The 15,350-nt window shown below is 41.9% G+C and carries 15 protein-coding genes; 7 read left to right on the top strand and 8 right to left on the bottom strand.

Going from position 1 to position 15,350, the window contains the following annotated elements; translation table 11 throughout:
- Positions 1–31 precede the first annotated feature (31 nt).
- Genes gatB through gatC form a run of 3 tightly spaced genes read right to left on the bottom strand, consistent with a single transcriptional unit; the run spans position 32 to position 3,361 of the window.
- On the bottom strand, positions 32–1,519 hold the full coding sequence (gatB, locus tag F952_RS03510; RefSeq protein ID WP_004922274.1) for an Asp-tRNA(Asn)/Glu-tRNA(Gln) amidotransferase subunit GatB: 1,488 nt from the start codon (positions 1,517–1,519) through the stop codon (positions 32–34).
- Positions 1,519–2,997 carry an Asp-tRNA(Asn)/Glu-tRNA(Gln) amidotransferase subunit GatA gene (gene gatA / locus F952_RS03505; protein WP_004922272.1) on the bottom strand — a complete coding sequence of 493 codons (1,479 nt, stop codon included), beginning with the start codon at positions 2,995–2,997 and terminating at the stop codon, positions 1,519–1,521. Before gatA ends, gatB begins: the two co-directional genes overlap by 1 nt.
- A 52-nt stretch (positions 2,998–3,049) precedes the next feature.
- The gene (gene gatC / locus F952_RS03500) at positions 3,050–3,361 is read right to left on the bottom strand and encodes an Asp-tRNA(Asn)/Glu-tRNA(Gln) amidotransferase subunit GatC (protein WP_004922268.1); all 312 of its coding nucleotides are present in this window, start codon (positions 3,359–3,361) and stop codon (positions 3,050–3,052) included.
- A gap of 130 nt (positions 3,362–3,491) precedes the next feature.
- On the opposite strand from gatC, the gene F952_RS03495 reads away from it, so the two are divergent.
- From F952_RS03495 to F952_RS16925, 6 genes are all read left to right on the top strand, one after another.
- Positions 3,492–4,532, top strand: a complete 1,041-nt coding sequence (locus tag F952_RS03495) for a rod shape-determining protein (protein WP_004922266.1) — start codon at positions 3,492–3,494, stop codon at positions 4,530–4,532.
- A gap of 18 nt (positions 4,533–4,550) precedes the next feature.
- Entirely contained in the window at positions 4,551–5,408 is an 858-nt protein-coding gene (gene mreC, locus F952_RS03490; RefSeq protein WP_004922263.1) for a rod shape-determining protein MreC, read from the top strand.
- On the top strand, positions 5,395–5,886 hold the full coding sequence (gene mreD / locus F952_RS03485) for a rod shape-determining protein MreD (protein WP_004922258.1): 492 nt from the start codon (positions 5,395–5,397) through the stop codon (positions 5,884–5,886). Before mreC ends, mreD begins: the two co-directional genes overlap by 14 nt.
- Complete coding sequence (locus tag F952_RS03480; RefSeq protein WP_017385084.1) at positions 5,874–6,440, top strand: Maf-like protein; 567 nt, start codon at positions 5,874–5,876, stop codon at positions 6,438–6,440. Before mreD ends, F952_RS03480 begins: the two co-directional genes overlap by 13 nt.
- Before the next feature lie 39 nt (positions 6,441–6,479).
- Positions 6,480–7,934, top strand: coding sequence for a ribonuclease G (gene rng, locus F952_RS03475; protein ID WP_004922253.1), 1,455 nt, complete (start codon positions 6,480–6,482; stop codon positions 7,932–7,934).
- A 136-nt stretch (positions 7,935–8,070) separates the two neighbouring features.
- Positions 8,071–8,244 carry a PA1571 family protein gene (locus F952_RS16925; protein WP_011182145.1) on the top strand — a complete coding sequence of 58 codons (174 nt, stop codon included), beginning with the start codon at positions 8,071–8,073 and terminating at the stop codon, positions 8,242–8,244.
- Between the two features lie 58 nt (positions 8,245–8,302).
- Here the strand turns inward: F952_RS16925 and dgaT are convergent, their stop codons facing one another.
- Both dgaT and F952_RS03465 read right to left on the bottom strand, forming a co-directional pair.
- On the bottom strand, positions 8,303–9,679 hold the full coding sequence (gene dgaT / locus F952_RS03470; RefSeq protein ID WP_004922247.1) for a bifunctional wax ester synthase/diacylglycerol acyltransferase: 1,377 nt from the start codon (positions 9,677–9,679) through the stop codon (positions 8,303–8,305).
- 171 nt (positions 9,680–9,850) lie between these two features.
- Entirely contained in the window at positions 9,851–10,585 is a 735-nt protein-coding gene (locus F952_RS03465) for a phosphoadenylyl-sulfate reductase (protein ID WP_004922236.1), read from the bottom strand.
- Positions 10,586–10,782: 197 nt separating this feature from the next.
- On the opposite strand from F952_RS03465, the gene thrH reads away from it, so the two are divergent.
- Positions 10,783–11,400 (top strand): bifunctional phosphoserine phosphatase/homoserine phosphotransferase ThrH, encoded by a 618-nt coding sequence (thrH, locus tag F952_RS03460; RefSeq protein ID WP_004922234.1) that lies wholly within the window; start codon positions 10,783–10,785, stop codon positions 11,398–11,400.
- 52 nt (positions 11,401–11,452) lie between these two features.
- On the opposite strand, the gene F952_RS03455 is transcribed toward thrH, so the two are convergent.
- The 3 genes from F952_RS03455 to F952_RS03445 form a co-directional block, all read right to left on the bottom strand.
- Positions 11,453–12,919: an outer membrane protein transport protein gene (locus F952_RS03455; RefSeq protein ID WP_004922232.1), complete on the bottom strand. Its 1,467-nt coding sequence runs from the start codon at positions 12,917–12,919 to the stop codon at positions 11,453–11,455.
- A 390-nt stretch (positions 12,920–13,309) separates the two neighbouring features.
- Positions 13,310–14,242 carry a tRNA dihydrouridine synthase gene (locus F952_RS03450; protein ID WP_011182148.1) on the bottom strand — a complete coding sequence of 311 codons (933 nt, stop codon included), beginning with the start codon at positions 14,240–14,242 and terminating at the stop codon, positions 13,310–13,312.
- Positions 14,243–14,395: 153 nt separating this feature from the next.
- Positions 14,396–15,205, bottom strand: coding sequence for a cytochrome C assembly family protein (locus F952_RS03445; protein ID WP_004922224.1), 810 nt, complete (start codon positions 15,203–15,205; stop codon positions 14,396–14,398).
- Between the last annotated feature and the right edge of the window lie 145 nt (positions 15,206–15,350).

Raw genomic sequence — 15,350 nt, 5'->3', positions numbered from 1 at the left:
TAAAGCGGGTTTTCTTTGAAACTAGATTAGCTTAACCAATCAATTTCTTCATCAATTCATTCACTTGAGCAGGGTTGGCTTTGCCTTTTGAAGCTTTCATCACTTGACCTACAAGGCCATTAAAAGCTTTCTCTTTACCAGACTTATACTCCTCAACCATTTTTTCATTGGCTGCAAGTACGTCTTTAATAATGGCTTCAATCGCACCTGTGTCAGTTTCTTGCTTTAAACTTTTTTCCTGAATAATGGTATCGGCAGATTTGCCTTCATCCCACATAAAGCCAAAGACTTGTTTTGCAATTTTACCGCTGATGGTGTTATCCACAATACGTGCAATCATGCCACCCAATTGCTCAGCAGACACAGGCGAATCTGCAAGCTCTAGGCCAGCTTTATTTAAGGCCCCAGAGAATTCACCCATCACCCAGTTTGCAGCAATTTTACCGTGTGCTGCACCGCCAGCCGCTGCCACGACCGCTTCATAAAAATCGGCCATTTCACGAGACAAGGTAAGTACATGCGCATCGTATTCGGTAATTGCAAATTCAGCGATAAATCGTTCACGGCGAGCAGCAGGTAGCTCCGGCATAGTCGCTTTAATTGCTTTAATTTGCTCATCTGCAATGATCACAGGCAACAAGTCTGGATCTGGGAAGTAGCGATAGTCGTTCGCTTCTTCTTTAGAACGCATTGAGCGGGTTTCCATTTTGTTTGGATCAAACAAACGGGTTTCCTGATCAATCGTACCGCCCCATTCCAAAATTTCCATCTGGCGCTCAATTTCGACATTGATCGCTTGCTCGATAAAACGGAACGAGTTAAGGTTTTTCAGCTCACAGCGGGTACCAAATGCATCGCCCGGACGGCGCAATGACACGTTACAGTCGGCACGGAATGAGCCTTCTGCCATGTTACCGTCAGAAATCCCTAACCAGCGCACGAGCGTATGTATCGATTTGATATACGCAACCGCTTCTTCGACCGAACGCATATCTGGTTCAGATACAATTTCGAGCAATGGCGTACCGGCGCGGTTTAAATCGATACCCGACTGACCTTCAAACTGGTCATGAATCGATTTACCTGCATCTTCTTCCAAATGCGCACGCGTTACACCGATGCGTTTGACGGTGCCATCTTCAAGCTGGATGTCGATATGACCCAAGCCCACAATCGGATTGTCCATCTGGCTGATCTGATAGCCTTTTGGCGAATCTGGGTAGAAATAGTTTTTACGTGCAAATACAGAAGCCTGATCGATATATGCATCGATGCCCAAGCCAAAGCGGATCGCAAGATTCACCACTTCTTCATTTAATACTGGCAATACACCTGGCATGGCCAAATCGACCAAGCTTGCTTGCGTATTCGGATCTTGTCCAAATTCGGTAGAAGAACCCGAGAAAATTTTAGATTGGGTTGCAAGCTGGGTATGAATCTCAATCCCGATCACCACTTCCCAACCATCAATCAGGTTCGACTTTGGCTTTTTTTGAGCTGCTTTTGAAGGATTATTCATTAGGCATTCTCCTCAGCAATTGCCGCACGTTGTGTGTGGAAGGTGGTGTCTTGTTGGTACTGATGCACAATCGAAAGCAATTGCGACTCAGACCAGTAATTACCAATCAGTTGCAAACCGACAGGCAAATTATTGCTGTCGAGGCCCACAGGTGCATTGATGGCTGGTAAGCCTGCAAGGTTCACTGCAAGGGTATAAATATCGCCCAAATACATTTCAACTGGTGTGAGATCGGCACCAATTTTATAAGCTGTAGTTGGTGCAGACGGTGCAGCAATTACATCTACATTTTCAAATGCTTTTAAGAAATCTTGCTGAATTAAGCGGCGCACTTTCTGAGCTTTCACATAATAGGCATCATAATAGCCAGCCGAAAGGGCATAAGTACCAATCAAGATACGGCGTTGTACTTCTGCACCAAAGCCTTCTGAGCGTGAACGCTTGTATAAATCCATCAAATCGACTGGATTTTCACAGCGATAGCCATAACGCACACCGTCATAACGCGATAGATTCGATGAGGCTTCAGCAGGTGCAATCAGGTAATAAGTGGGTACATAGCTTTCGGTCATACTGAGATCAATCTCGACCAGTACCGCGCCCATCTCTTCAAGTTTTTTTAGAGATTCTTCTACGCGCGCTTTCACCTCGGCATCTAAGCCTGCCACATTGAAGTATTGCTTTGGAATACCAATACGCAGGCCTTTTAGTGCTGTTGCATTTAAGTTCGCTACATAGTCATCGACGTCTTTTTTGACAGACGTTGAATCTTTGGCATCATGACCTGCCATGACATTCATCAGGTAAGCGCAATCTTCGGCAGAGCGTGCCATTGGGCCGCCCTGATCCAGCGATGATGCATAGGCGATCATACCAAAGCGTGATACACGGCCGTAGGTTGGCTTTAAACCTGTTAAACCACAAAACGACGCCGGCTGACGAATAGAGCCGCCCGTGTCTGTCCCTGTGGCAAACGGAGCAAGATCTGCTGCTACAGCAGCAGCAGAACCACCCGATGAACCGCCTGGTACACGGTCGAGTGCCCATGGGTTACACGTTGCACCAAAATACGAGCTTTCCGAGGTCGAGCCCATGGCAAACTCATCCATATTGAGTTTGCCCAAGGTCACTAAACCTGCTGCATTGGCTTTTTCAACTACAGTTGCATTGTAAGGCGAGATAAAGTTGTCGAGCATTTTAGAACCAGCAGTGGTTTTAATGCCTTTGGTACAAAAGATATCTTTATGTGCCAATGGAACGCCAGTGAGGAATCCAGCATTGCCAGCCTGACGCAATGCATCGGCAGCATCGGCCTGTGCCAGTGCCTGTTCGTGGGTCACAGTGACATAACTTTTTACCTGAGCGTCGATTTTATCGATGCGGTTCAGATAATGTTGCGTGAGTTCGCGGGAAGAAAATTGAGCTTGGCCTAGACCCTCGGCGAGCTCACGAACAGATAAGCGGTGTAAATCGGTCATAAGTAAAAATTCTTTACGTTCAAAATTGTAAGCAATTTAAGTAGCGAGAGTATTATTCGATTACGCGAGGAACCAGATACAGTCCAGCTTCGGTTGCTGGAGCAACTGCTTGATATTCTTCACGATGATTAGTTTCCGTTACCGCATCTTGGCGCAACGGCTGCGCAGTATCAAACGGACTCTTGAGTGGCTCAACACCATCAGTATCGATACTTTTTAAGCTTTCCATCATGTCTAAAATTTTATTTAGACTTTGAGCATATTCGGCAGATTGCGTATCATTCAGCGACAATCGAGCAAGATTGGCGATTTGCGATACGGTTTGTGCATTTAAATCTGAATGCTGAGCATCCGATGTAGACATAACATCACCTAAGTCTGTATGAAAATTTGCAAATAATGTGGCTTATAATAAGCGATTGACTTGTTCAAAGCATCACATTTAGTTAAAGTTGCCAACTTGCGTCCACATAAAGTTTAACTGGGAACGACCCGTGATTCTAAAACGACTAATTGGCTTGTTTTCGCCAGATCTAGCCATTGATTTAGGTACAGCAAATACACTTATTTATGCACCGGGCAGAGGCATTATATTAAATGAACCGACTGTTGTGGCCATTCGTCACAGTGGTTCGCAGAAAATTGTTGCTGCTGTAGGTCTCGATGCTAAACAAATGCTAGGTCGTACGCCAGCGAATATTTCTGCAATTCGTCCCATGAAGGATGGCGTGATTGCCGACTTTGAAGTCACAGAAACCATGCTGAACCAGTTTATTGGTAAAGTGCATGAAAAACGTTTATTTCCACCTGCACCGCGTGTTGTGGTGTGCGTGCCGTGTAAATCGACACTGGTTGAGCGCCGTGCGATTCGTGAAGCCGTATTTAATGCAGGCGCACGTGATGTCCGTTTGATTGAAGAGCCGATGGCTGCTGCAATTGGTGCAGGTATGCCTGTAGAACAAGCCTGCGGTTCAATGGTAGTTGACGTGGGTGGTGGTACTACTGAAATTGCGATCATCTCGCTTCAAGGCTGTGTCTATGCAGATTCTTTGCGTATTGGTGGCGATGTATTTGATGAGCAAATCATTCATTATGTGCGTAAGGCACATGGCTGTGTGATTGGTGAGACGACGGCTGAAAATATCAAGAAAGAAGTGGGTATGGCGATTGCCGATGACACTAAGCTTGAGATTGAAGTTCGCGGTCGTAATTTGGCAGAAGGTGTACCACGCTCAATTACTGTTACATCGGATGAAGTGATGCAAGCGATTGCAGATCCATTACAAAGTATTGTCAGTGCTGTCAAATCTGCACTTGAACAAACGCCGCCAGAATTGTCATCAGATATCGCAGAGCGCGGTATTGTCTTAACTGGTGGTGGTGCATTATTACGTAACCTCGACAAGTTATTGGCGCAAGAAACTGGTTTACCTGTAGTGGTTGCAGAAGATCCACTGACTTGCGTGACTCGTGGTGGTGGCAAGGTGCTTGAATTCTTTGATAATCCAAATCACGATATGCTTTTTGTTGGCTAATTTATTAAGGACGGGGCGGTGCAACCGAATCTTTTTTCAAGACAACCGCCATCTTTTCGCTCTTTTATAATTGCGGTCATTACAAGTCTGGTAGTGCTATTTTTTAACTGGCGCATGCCTCATGTAATCCAGCCTGCAAGGGATGTCTTGTATGCAGCGTATAATCCAATTTATGCGCTGGCAAGTTATCCAGTATTGTCGCGAGAGTGGCTCAATCAACAAACCAAATCTGAAGCTCAGCTACGCCGTGAAAATACAGCGATGCAGGCAGAGCTACTTCAGGCACAGGTACGTTTTCAAAAACTGTCCGAACTTTCTGCGGAGAATACACGGTTACGTGGTTTGCTTGATACGCCATTGATTATTGATGGGCGTATGGAAATTGCGGAAGTCATTGGTACAGATGCAGATCCTTTACGTCATATCATCATTATCAACCGTGGTGCAAATAATCAGTTAAAGGTGGGACAAACTGTACTCGATGATAAAGGGATTATGGGCCAGATTATCAATGTTTACCCACATAGTTCCCGTGTCATGTTGCTCTCAGATAAAGATCATTCATTATCAGTACGTTTAGAGCGCACGGGTATGCGGGCGATTGTTTCAGGTACAGGTGATCTGGGACGACTTAAAATGGAATATGTGCCAACCAGTGCTAATATTCAGGTAGGGGATAAGGTTTTTAGTTCAGGATTGGGTGAGCATTTTCCTGCGGGTTATCTGGTGGGAACCGTGTCAAAAGTTCGTCGCCAAAATTCGGGTGAGTTTGCAGAGATTGATGTAACGCCTGCGGCACAACTGGCCAGTGGGCATCATGTTGTGGTTCTATTTTCCGACTCTCTGGCGATGGAGCAACCCTATGCTAATCGCTAAATTAAGCGCTAAAAAATCAAATGATCCTTTATGGGTGATTGTACTATCGATCATCATTGGCTCTGTATTGATGGTTTACCCTTTGTCATACGATGTTTCGGGATGGCGACCATTATTCATGTTTATGATCATGTTGTTCTGGGTGCTTTGTCAGCCAACATGGTGTGGTGTTTGGTTTGCTTTTGGGGTGGGGATTTTTAACGATCTTTTGCTGGATGCACCTTTAGGATTGAACGCACTTAGTTTTGTTTTAATTACCTTTTTCACACGGTATTTGACACGCGAGCGACGTATTCTAACCTTTTGGAATATCTGGACGTTGGCAGCACTGGCTATTTTGGCGCATTTATTTTTTATTTGGTTTGCTCAAAGTCTAGGAGACATTCGTTTTTCTCTGGCAAGACATTGGCAGCCCTTATTAACTAGCATTTTATGCTGGCCTTTAGTTTATTATTGCTTGAAAAAATGGCGCATATAATTCTGGCTTCAAGCTCGCCCAGACGTCAGGAGCTGTTAAAACAGCTCGGACTGGAATTTGAGAGTTACGCTCCAGAGATTGATGAGTCGGTTCAATATAACGAAACTGTTGAAGCGTATGTAGAACGTTTGGCACGTGAAAAAGCAAATACAATACTTCAACAGTTTCCGCAATCCATCATCATTGCGGCTGATACAAGTTTGAGTATCGATGGTAAGATCATTGGAAAACCAGAATCAAAACAACATGCTTTTGATATTTGGTCTACTTTATCAGGCCGTCGTCATGATGTGTTTTCTGGAATTTGTGTTGCAGCATCAAATGCCATTCATAGCTGCGTTGTTAAAACCTCGGTTGAGTTTCAGACACTTTCCATGGCAGACATGGAATTATACTGGGCCACAGGAGAGCCGCTTGGGAAAGCGGGAGCTTATGCCATTCAGGGAATTGCTGCACAATTTATTCCACGTATAGAAGGCAGTTATACCAATGTCGTTGGTTTGCCTTTGTTTGAAACAATACAGTTACTAAAAAGAGTTAAGGCTTTCAATTAACTCTGAAACAAGAATTTTTATAACAATTTGAGTTTTTTTATGTCGGATGAATTACTCATTAATGTCACACCTATGGAGTGTCGGGTGGCATTAATTCAGAATGGAACAGTGAATGAACTGTTCGTTGAGCGTACGGTCAAACGCGGTCTGGTCGGTAACATTTACATGGGGAAAGTTGTCCGTGTATTGCCAGGTATGCAAGCTGCTTTTGTTGATATTGGCTTGTCGCGAACGGCTTTTCTCCATATCAATGACATGGTCTGGCCTCGCTCTCAGCCTACGCCAAATGTCTATGAATTATTGCATCCAGGCCAAATTCTGACGGTTCAAGTCATGAAGGATATGCTTGGAACCAAAGGCGCACGTCTTAGTACCGATCTCTCGATTCCTTCGCGTTATTTAGTGATGATGCCTTACGGACACCATATTGGCGTGTCACAGCGTATTGAAGCCGAGGAGGAAAGAGAGCGCCTGCGCGGCATTATTGAACGTATACAGGTCGAACACAAGCTTCCTGGCAGCGTGATTGTACGTACCGCAGCAGAAGGTATTGATGAAGCCTCAATTGAGCAGGATATGTGCTATCTGGCAAAATTGTGGGAATTTATCCAGCGTAAAGAAAAGCAGGCGATTGTGCCTAGCTTGATTTTTGAAGAATTGCCACTGCCACAACGCGTCATTCGTGATTTGGCTAGTGAAGACATGACCAAAATTTATGTCGATTCGCGTGAAATACATGCCAAATTAAAAGAATTTATTGATGAGTTTGTACCGAATATTCAAAATCGTCTCATTCATTATCCGGGTGAGCGCCCACTTTTTGATTTATATAATGTCGAAGAGGATATTCAAAAAGCATTACAAACACGTGTTGCCTTGAAATCTGGTGGTTATTTGATGATCGACCAGACCGAAGCCATGACCACGATTGATGTGAATACGGGTTCTTATGTGGGTGGACGAACCCTCGAAGATACTGTATTTAAAACCAATATGGAGGCAACACAGGTCATTGCACGCCAATTACGGTTACGTAATTTGGGTGGGATCATCATCATTGACTTCATCGATATGCAAGAAGCAACGCATCGCGAAGAAGTGATGAAACAGTTTCAGAAAATGCTGGAACGTGATCATGCCAAAACCAAGATTACCCAAGTATCTGAACTGGGCCTGGTTGAAATGACACGTAAACGAACGCGTGAATCATTGGAACATTTGCTGTGTGAGTCGTGTCCAACCTGTCAGGGCCGTGGCTATGTTAAAACAGCAGAGACGGTTTGTTACGAGATATTTCGTGAAATTTTACGTTATACGCGAGCTTTTGAATCACAGAGTGGCTTTACTGTTGTTGCGCATCCATCTGTAATTGATCGCCTGTTGACGGCAGAAGCACCAGCAGTCGCGGATCTTGAGCATTTCATTAATCGGGTCATAAAATTTCAAGTCGAAAATTTATACACGCAAGAGCAATATGACATCATTTTGAGTTAAAGTTGTAACAAAATTTCGCTTAATCCTTGTTACAACTGAAATTTTACTTTTATTGGCGAATTTTCAATACTAGGTACACAACATAGCCAAAGACTTTTCTCCCATATTAGTCTTAGCAAATAACGGGGTATCTCGCATGAATGTAAGTGAAAGAATACTAGCTCAAGGTTCAACGCATATGGTTGATAACAAAACTGCCAATTCTTGTTATATGGTCAATGATCAAGGTAAAGAAATCCAGATCACGACTGCAATGGTTCATCATGTGTGTCATCAATTACTTAAACAGTGTCGTACTGTTAAAAACTAAAGGGCTAATTTAGCCCTTTAGTTTTATCTGATAAATTAAAAAATCAAGTTTATTGTTTTTAATTGGCTGTTTTAATATCTTCCTGCTTTGCAATTACGCCTTCAAATAGTTGAATTTCTTCTTCTAAATGTGTCAGTAAATTCTGCATTCTTGGCAATGCATTACGGCATGCAATCAAACCAACTTCAAGTTTATCTAAATAACTGGTCATTGTAATATTCAATGCTTGACCGTCTAATACAATTGAAGCTGGGTAGAGTGCATCAAGTTTGGCACCATTCCAGTAAAGTGGCTCTCTTGGGCCAGGCACATTGGAAATAACCAGATTGAAGGCTTGGCGTTTTGGCATCATGCCAGAAATTATGTTGAGTCCTGCAGGGCCATATACGACAGCACTATAATTTAGAATCTGATCGCTGGTCATACGTTTGAAGCGTTGCTTTGAGTTTTGAACACTACGGCGGATAATTTCAAGACGTTGTAAAGGATCATCTTTGTGGGTTGCCAAATTTGCCAGAATCATCGTAATACGGTTGCTGACATCTGAATCGTCATTGCGAATAGAGGCTGGAACCATGGCAATTAATGGTTTTGAAGGCAAACTATTATGACTCATCAAATACGCACGTAATGCACCAGAACATACCGCTAGTACAACATCATTAATGGTCACATTCAACGATTTGGCAATATTACGAAAACGATCTAGGTCAAAAGACTGTGCTGCAAAACGTCGCGATGAGCTCACACGCTGATTCAAAATAGAACAAGGCGCCTGAAAGCTTGAAACATGATCAGGATTACGTCCAATATCTTTAAATACTGTCTGAGAAAGCTCTTGAATGACTGTGGGTGTCGCCTGAAGCTGACTCTTAATACCAGACATGATTTTCTTAATTTTACCTGTTTTAGGTTCTCTTAAGCGCTTTGCACGTTTTCCCTCAACACACCAAGGTGGCACGATACTTTTTTCTGTTACATCATGGGAGAGTGATTTTTCAATTAACCGCATACCAGCAACGCCATCGACCATCGCATGGTGAATTTTGAAGTACATGGCAAAACGATTGCCTTCAATTCCTTCAATAATATTGCAGGTCCACAAGGGCTTTGCCCGATCTAGCAGCGTACTGTGCTCTTGTGAAATATAAATAAGCAATTCACGAATACGACCAGGATGAGGCAGTGCAATATGACGAAAATGATGATCTAAATCAAACTCTTCATCTTCATCCCAAAAAAGCCCATTCAGTTTATTGTTGAATGGTGGAACAGGGATTGATTTTGATATCCGGATATCATTCACCAGATCTTGAATAAAGGTGTCTGGGGCGTTATCAGGAATCTGAAACAAAAATAAACCACCTACATGCATAGGCTGTTGTCTTTTTTCTAGTGACAGGAATATAAAATCAATCGGATGTAATGGGCGCATAGCGTGGATTGCCTCACTGCAAAGATATTAATAACCCTTTATGAGCTATGTTTTTAGAATTATAGAACCGAGTATTGAGTATATCGTTATTAATCAACATAAATCTAACGAATTATACTGAATAGCGAGTACATAAAAAAAACCACTGCAATAACAGTGGTTTTTTTTAAATTATTTATTTAAGTTGCCTGCATGTAGGCCACATTCTTTTTTAGTCGCTTCTTCCCACCACCAACGACCTTCACGTTCATGCTGGTTGGGCAAAACAGGGCGAGTACATGGTTCACAGCCAATCGAAACAAAACCACGCTCGTGCAATGGATTATACGGAATTTCCATCATACGAATATAATTCCATACATCTGCACTTGACCAGTTGGCAAGCGGATTATACTTGATTAACTGTTTTCCTGGGCCTGAAAAACCTGCATCTGCCTGAACAACTGGAATTTCATTACGAGTACCAGGGCTTTGATCTTTACGTTGACCTGTGATCCAGCCATCTAATGTTGCCAGTTTTTTACGAAGTGGCTGTACTTTTCGAATACCACAACATTCGGAATGACCATCTTCAAAGAAGCTAAACAATCCTTTTTCTTTTACGAAGTTTTGAACTGTTTCAGCTTCGGGAAAACAGATTTCGATCTCGATATTATAATGTTTGCGGACAGTTTCAATGAATTGATAAGTCTCTGGATGTAAACGTCCTGTATCCAGACTAAAAACACGAAACGGCTTACGTAAACGTGAGGCCATATCAATGAGTACTACATCTTCTGCACCAGAAAATGAAATGGCAATTTCACCTTCTTGATTCAGAGCAAGCTCAAGAATCTCGGTCGGATACTTGTCTGCATACTCTGTATTAAGTGCATCAACCAAATCAATGGTAGGAATGGCGGTCATAAATGCTCCTGGCAAGAGGCTTGGATGCGTATTATATAGCGCAGTAAATTATAAAGGTTCTAATTTATACGAAATAAAAGTGCGATCAATCTATTTCACGCACTTTCAATCATGATGATTTATCAAACAGCAGCGCAATTTGAATAATCTTAATGCTATTATACATCCATTTTTAAAACTGACAGTTGGAGTCTTCCATGGAAATCGTATGTCTTGATCTTGAAGGTGTTTTAGTTCCAGAAATATGGATTAATTTTGCAAAAAAAACAGGAATCAAGGAACTTGAAGCAACGACACGTGATATTCCAGATTACGATGTTTTGATGACTCAGCGTCTCAATATTTTAAAGCAACACGGCTTAGGTTTAAATGATATTCAGGCTGTTATTGCAGATATGGGACCATTACCAGGCGCTAAAGAGTTTGTTGAGTGGGTTCGCACACATTTTCAACTGATTATTTTATCTGATACTTTCTATGAATTTGCACACCCATTAATGCAACAACTGGGCTGGCCTACCATTTTCTGTCACAAGCTTAAGTCAGATGAGCAGGGGATGATCACTGCCTACAAACTTCGCCAGCCAGATCAGAAACGTGAAGCTGTTAAAGCATTACATGGTTTAAACTTCCGTGTCATTGCAGCAGGGGATTCATACAATGATACAACCATGCTAGGCGAAGCTGATCATGGGTTCCTGTTTGATGCGCCTGAAAATGTCATTGCTGAATTCCCACAATTTCCAGCAATCCATGGTTATGATGCACTCAAAGAAGCGATTCGTGCAGTTTCACAGCGCGATATTCCGGCGTAAAAACTGAATAATAAAAAAGGCGCTAAATGCGCCTTTTTTATTTGAATCCAGCCTAGAACTTGTAGCCAATTTTCATACCGTAGGCGATAGCGTGATTGTCACTAAACTCTGCGACATAATCACTGCTTCCAGCCTGTGCACCCGTTTGTGCTTTGGCATCACCTAACCAGAAGTATTTAACCCCACCTGCGATAAAGTAGTTTGGTGCAGGGCTATATTGCACGCCAAGGCCGACATTCCAGTAGCCTTCGGTTGGGCCAAGTGTGGTTACAGGGTTACCTGCACCAGAATCCCAGCCTACAGAAACATTACCTGCCCATTGCTCATTAAGCTTACGGCCTACCCCCACATTTGCAGACCATTGATCTTTCGAGTATTCAACCAGATTAAAGCCATTAGAGCGACCAATGAGAGGGCCGACTGCTTCAGAGACCTTGCCAAATTTATAAGGACGAATTGAAAAATCTTTCCAGTTGACCCAACGCACATTGGCAAATGCAACGGTATTGGCCATGATCCCTGTCTGAAAATCTAAATTGACAGACTGTGGAGTAGTAATCGTGGTTTTACCATTGCTGTTGATTGCAGCAAGTTTATCTGCTGATACTCCAAGTCCAGTTAATAATGCTGGATTAGCATCTATAACAGACTGAATAGCAAGATTTTCATTGATATTAACTTTATGATCTATTTCTGATCTATATGTCAGAGACGCCTTTAAAGCAATTTCTGGAATTTGATACGCAAAACCCGCAAGCCAGCCAACACCACCAGTTTCTTTAATGTTTGCATCGTAACCATTATATAGACTATAAGCCTGACCTCTTAGACTGACATTCCCTTTAACGGTTTGGTACACAGGTCCCGCATAAATATTCCAGTTTTGAGTTGGTTGGTATCCTAAAACCATAGAAAGGTTTTGAGTATCTACTTCTACTTGAGTATTACCTCTACCTAAGGCTGAATTGGCAGCCGCCAAACCTTGTTGTAGACCAACGACTTGTGGGCTGCTAAGAAAACCTTGGGTAACTTGAGTTATTGCTTGCTGTTGAGTCGCTCCACCTTGAATAAGTGCAGCTATTTGTTGTTGTCCAGTTGTCGATTCTAAATAACTTTGAACTTTAGTTTGAACTAAATTATTAATCAAAGCTTGTGGCAATACAGTATCATTACCTGGATTTGATACAAAAACATTATTTCCAGAATATTCTGCTTTCGCGCCAAATGGTTGATCATAGAGCAATCCAAAAGAAAATTTATCTGTAAGCTGCAGTTTTAATGCAGCGTTTGGAAATAAATAATCATCTGCCATATCATTGATATTACGACGAGTTGTACTACTTCCAGCTTCTTTACCCGATACATCAGGATCTAAAACGGAAAGACCTGCTTCAAAGTAGTTTCCTGGTTGCAAAAATGCAGACATTGACTGTCCAGAACGGTCTAATGCCGCAGCAAAAACGCCTGTTGCTGGTAGAGTTGCCAAAATGATTGCTGTACTTAAATGTTTTAATTTCATTTTAATCTTTCCTTGAACATCAAGATTTTATTATGCAGTTCTATCTTAGAACTGAGTGTTATAAGCATTTCTTTATTCGATTAACCATCGAAATATAAATAGTAACGCTGTGCAACAAAAATAGCACAATTCGCTGACGAGTAAATGCCCAAGGTAGACTCACTGGTAAAAAAAATTGCTGGTAAATACAATAAAAACATCTAAGCAATTTATGTAAATAGAATAAAAAATTTAAGGTATTGAAAATAAATAAATATTTTATAAATAAAAAATTATGTAATTGACCTGATTTCTTTTTTTAAAGGTTGAAATGATCAAGAAATTCTAAGGAAATACCATATTTTCGGTTTTTTGTAGAAAGTTTTGCTTTTGATGAGGCTGAATCAAAAATTATGATGAGCGACCAAGTTTCAATAAAATTTCGTCTAGGTTTTTGATGCGTTTAATCTCATCCCAAAGCTGTTTGGCTTCAGGATAGGCTTTGGTCATCATACCTAGCCATTGTTTATAACGGCCAATCATGCCAATTTCTGTTTTATATTCACCATTTAAAAAGCGCTGTTGTAGTTCAATCAAAGCGGCCCAATTCATTAAGGCTTCATCCACATTTTGACGGATGCACAGAGTAAGGTCAGGCGTGGTGACTGCACCACGGCCAATCATCAAATCTTCACAGCCAGATTGCTGCTGACAGGCTTTTGCATCTTGATTGGTCCAGATTTCACCATTGGCAATCACATTGATGCTTAAGGCATCTTTAATCGGCTGTATTTTTTCCCAATATGCAGGCGGCGTATAACCATCTGCTTTGGTCCGCGCATGAACCGTCAACCAGTTTGCACCAGCTTCCTGTATTGCATAAGCATTGTCCATGGTGTGATTTTCATCGAGATAACCCAGACGCATTTTTGCAGACACTGGGATATGTGCAGGTACGGCATCACGCACAGCTTTTACGAGTAGATGCACGACATCAGGCTCATCAAGTAGGATTGAGCCACCACGATGTCGGTTTACGGTTTTTGCAGGGCAGCCAAAATTCAGATCAATCGCTGGTGCGCCCAAAGCCACCACTTTTTCGGCATTGGCAGCCAGCATATCGGGATTGTTCCCTAAAAACTGAACATGAACTGGCGTACCAGCAGCAGTTTTACCGTTATTTTTAAGCTCAGGGCAGTAGGTGTAATAAACATGATCAGGCAATACGCTATCAGTCACACGAATAAACTCTGTAACGCACCAGTCGAAACTTCCGACATGCGTAAGAACATCACGCATGATTGGATCGGTCAAGCCTTCCATTGGTGCAAGAATAAGTTTCAACGTGTATTACCTGACTGGGCTAAATAAACCTGAGCGTTATACGCATTTTTATCTGAGATGTCCAGTTTGAGATTTCTTCTTCATTCGATTTACTTTTGGAGAATTAAAGTAGATGCATCATCATATGAAAAGAATAATCAACTGAACCGTTTTTTATTTACCCAAAATTAATTCAAGAATCATTTTGCTGCCAATAAAGCCAATCGCCAGTAAGATAAAACCCATGAGGGTAAAGCGAATCGCTTTTTGACCACGCCAGCCAAATTTGGTATGCCCAATTAAAAGAGAACCATAAATAAACCATGAAATAATACTAAACACGGTTTTATGGGCCAGATGTTGGCTCAGGAAATTATCTACAGTGAAAAAACCAAAAATCAGAGCAATGGTGAGTAATGCAAACCCTGTGCGTAATAAATCAAATAACAGGGATTCCATGGCCTGAAATGGCGGAAGTAGGTTGACCCAGAAACGGTGTTTTTGTTTCTTCTTCAGCTCGCGATCTTGAAACCAAAGCAAAATTGCATGAATGGTAGCCATGAGCAGAACGGCATAGGCTGAAAGTGATAAAATAATATGTGCATCTAAACCCAGCGAATGCTGCTCAATATACTGGTCTGGACGGCTAAAAGCATAGCCAAGAATAAGTCCCGTTGCTGCGACAGGAATACCAATCAGGTTTAATGCGAGTACAGGACGAAAGGTACTAAATAGTAGACTTAATAACAGCATCAGCCCTGAAGTAAATGATATCAGGTTAAAGACATCGTAATTGATGCCAATTGGGGTCATCATGTTGTTATACAACACGCCCGTATGTAAAAGCAGACCTAAACCGAGTACAAGTCCAATAAACCAATAGTTGGGATCACGTTTTGACATTAAGTGCATAAACAGATACCAAAATGATGTTGTATATGCAATAAGAGCCAAAATGGTATAAGCCAACGGGAGACTGATCATGTCAAACCTTTTTTGGGATTGAGAATATTCATCTAGATGAGATATAAATTCGCGGCGAACTACAGTATCCTATAGCATCTTATGCATAAATTTTCTATTTTGAGAAAGATTTTTTTGCAACTGGCCATTTTTAGCGGATTTTGCA

Origin of the sequence: Acinetobacter baylyi DSM 14961 = CIP 107474 (genome assembly GCF_000368685.1) — a bacterium.
In the GTDB taxonomy this organism is placed as follows: Bacteria; Pseudomonadota; Gammaproteobacteria; order Pseudomonadales; family Moraxellaceae; genus Acinetobacter; species Acinetobacter baylyi.
The sequence above is the reverse complement of the archived record's forward strand: the minus strand, read 5'-3'. Positions and strand labels throughout refer to the sequence as shown.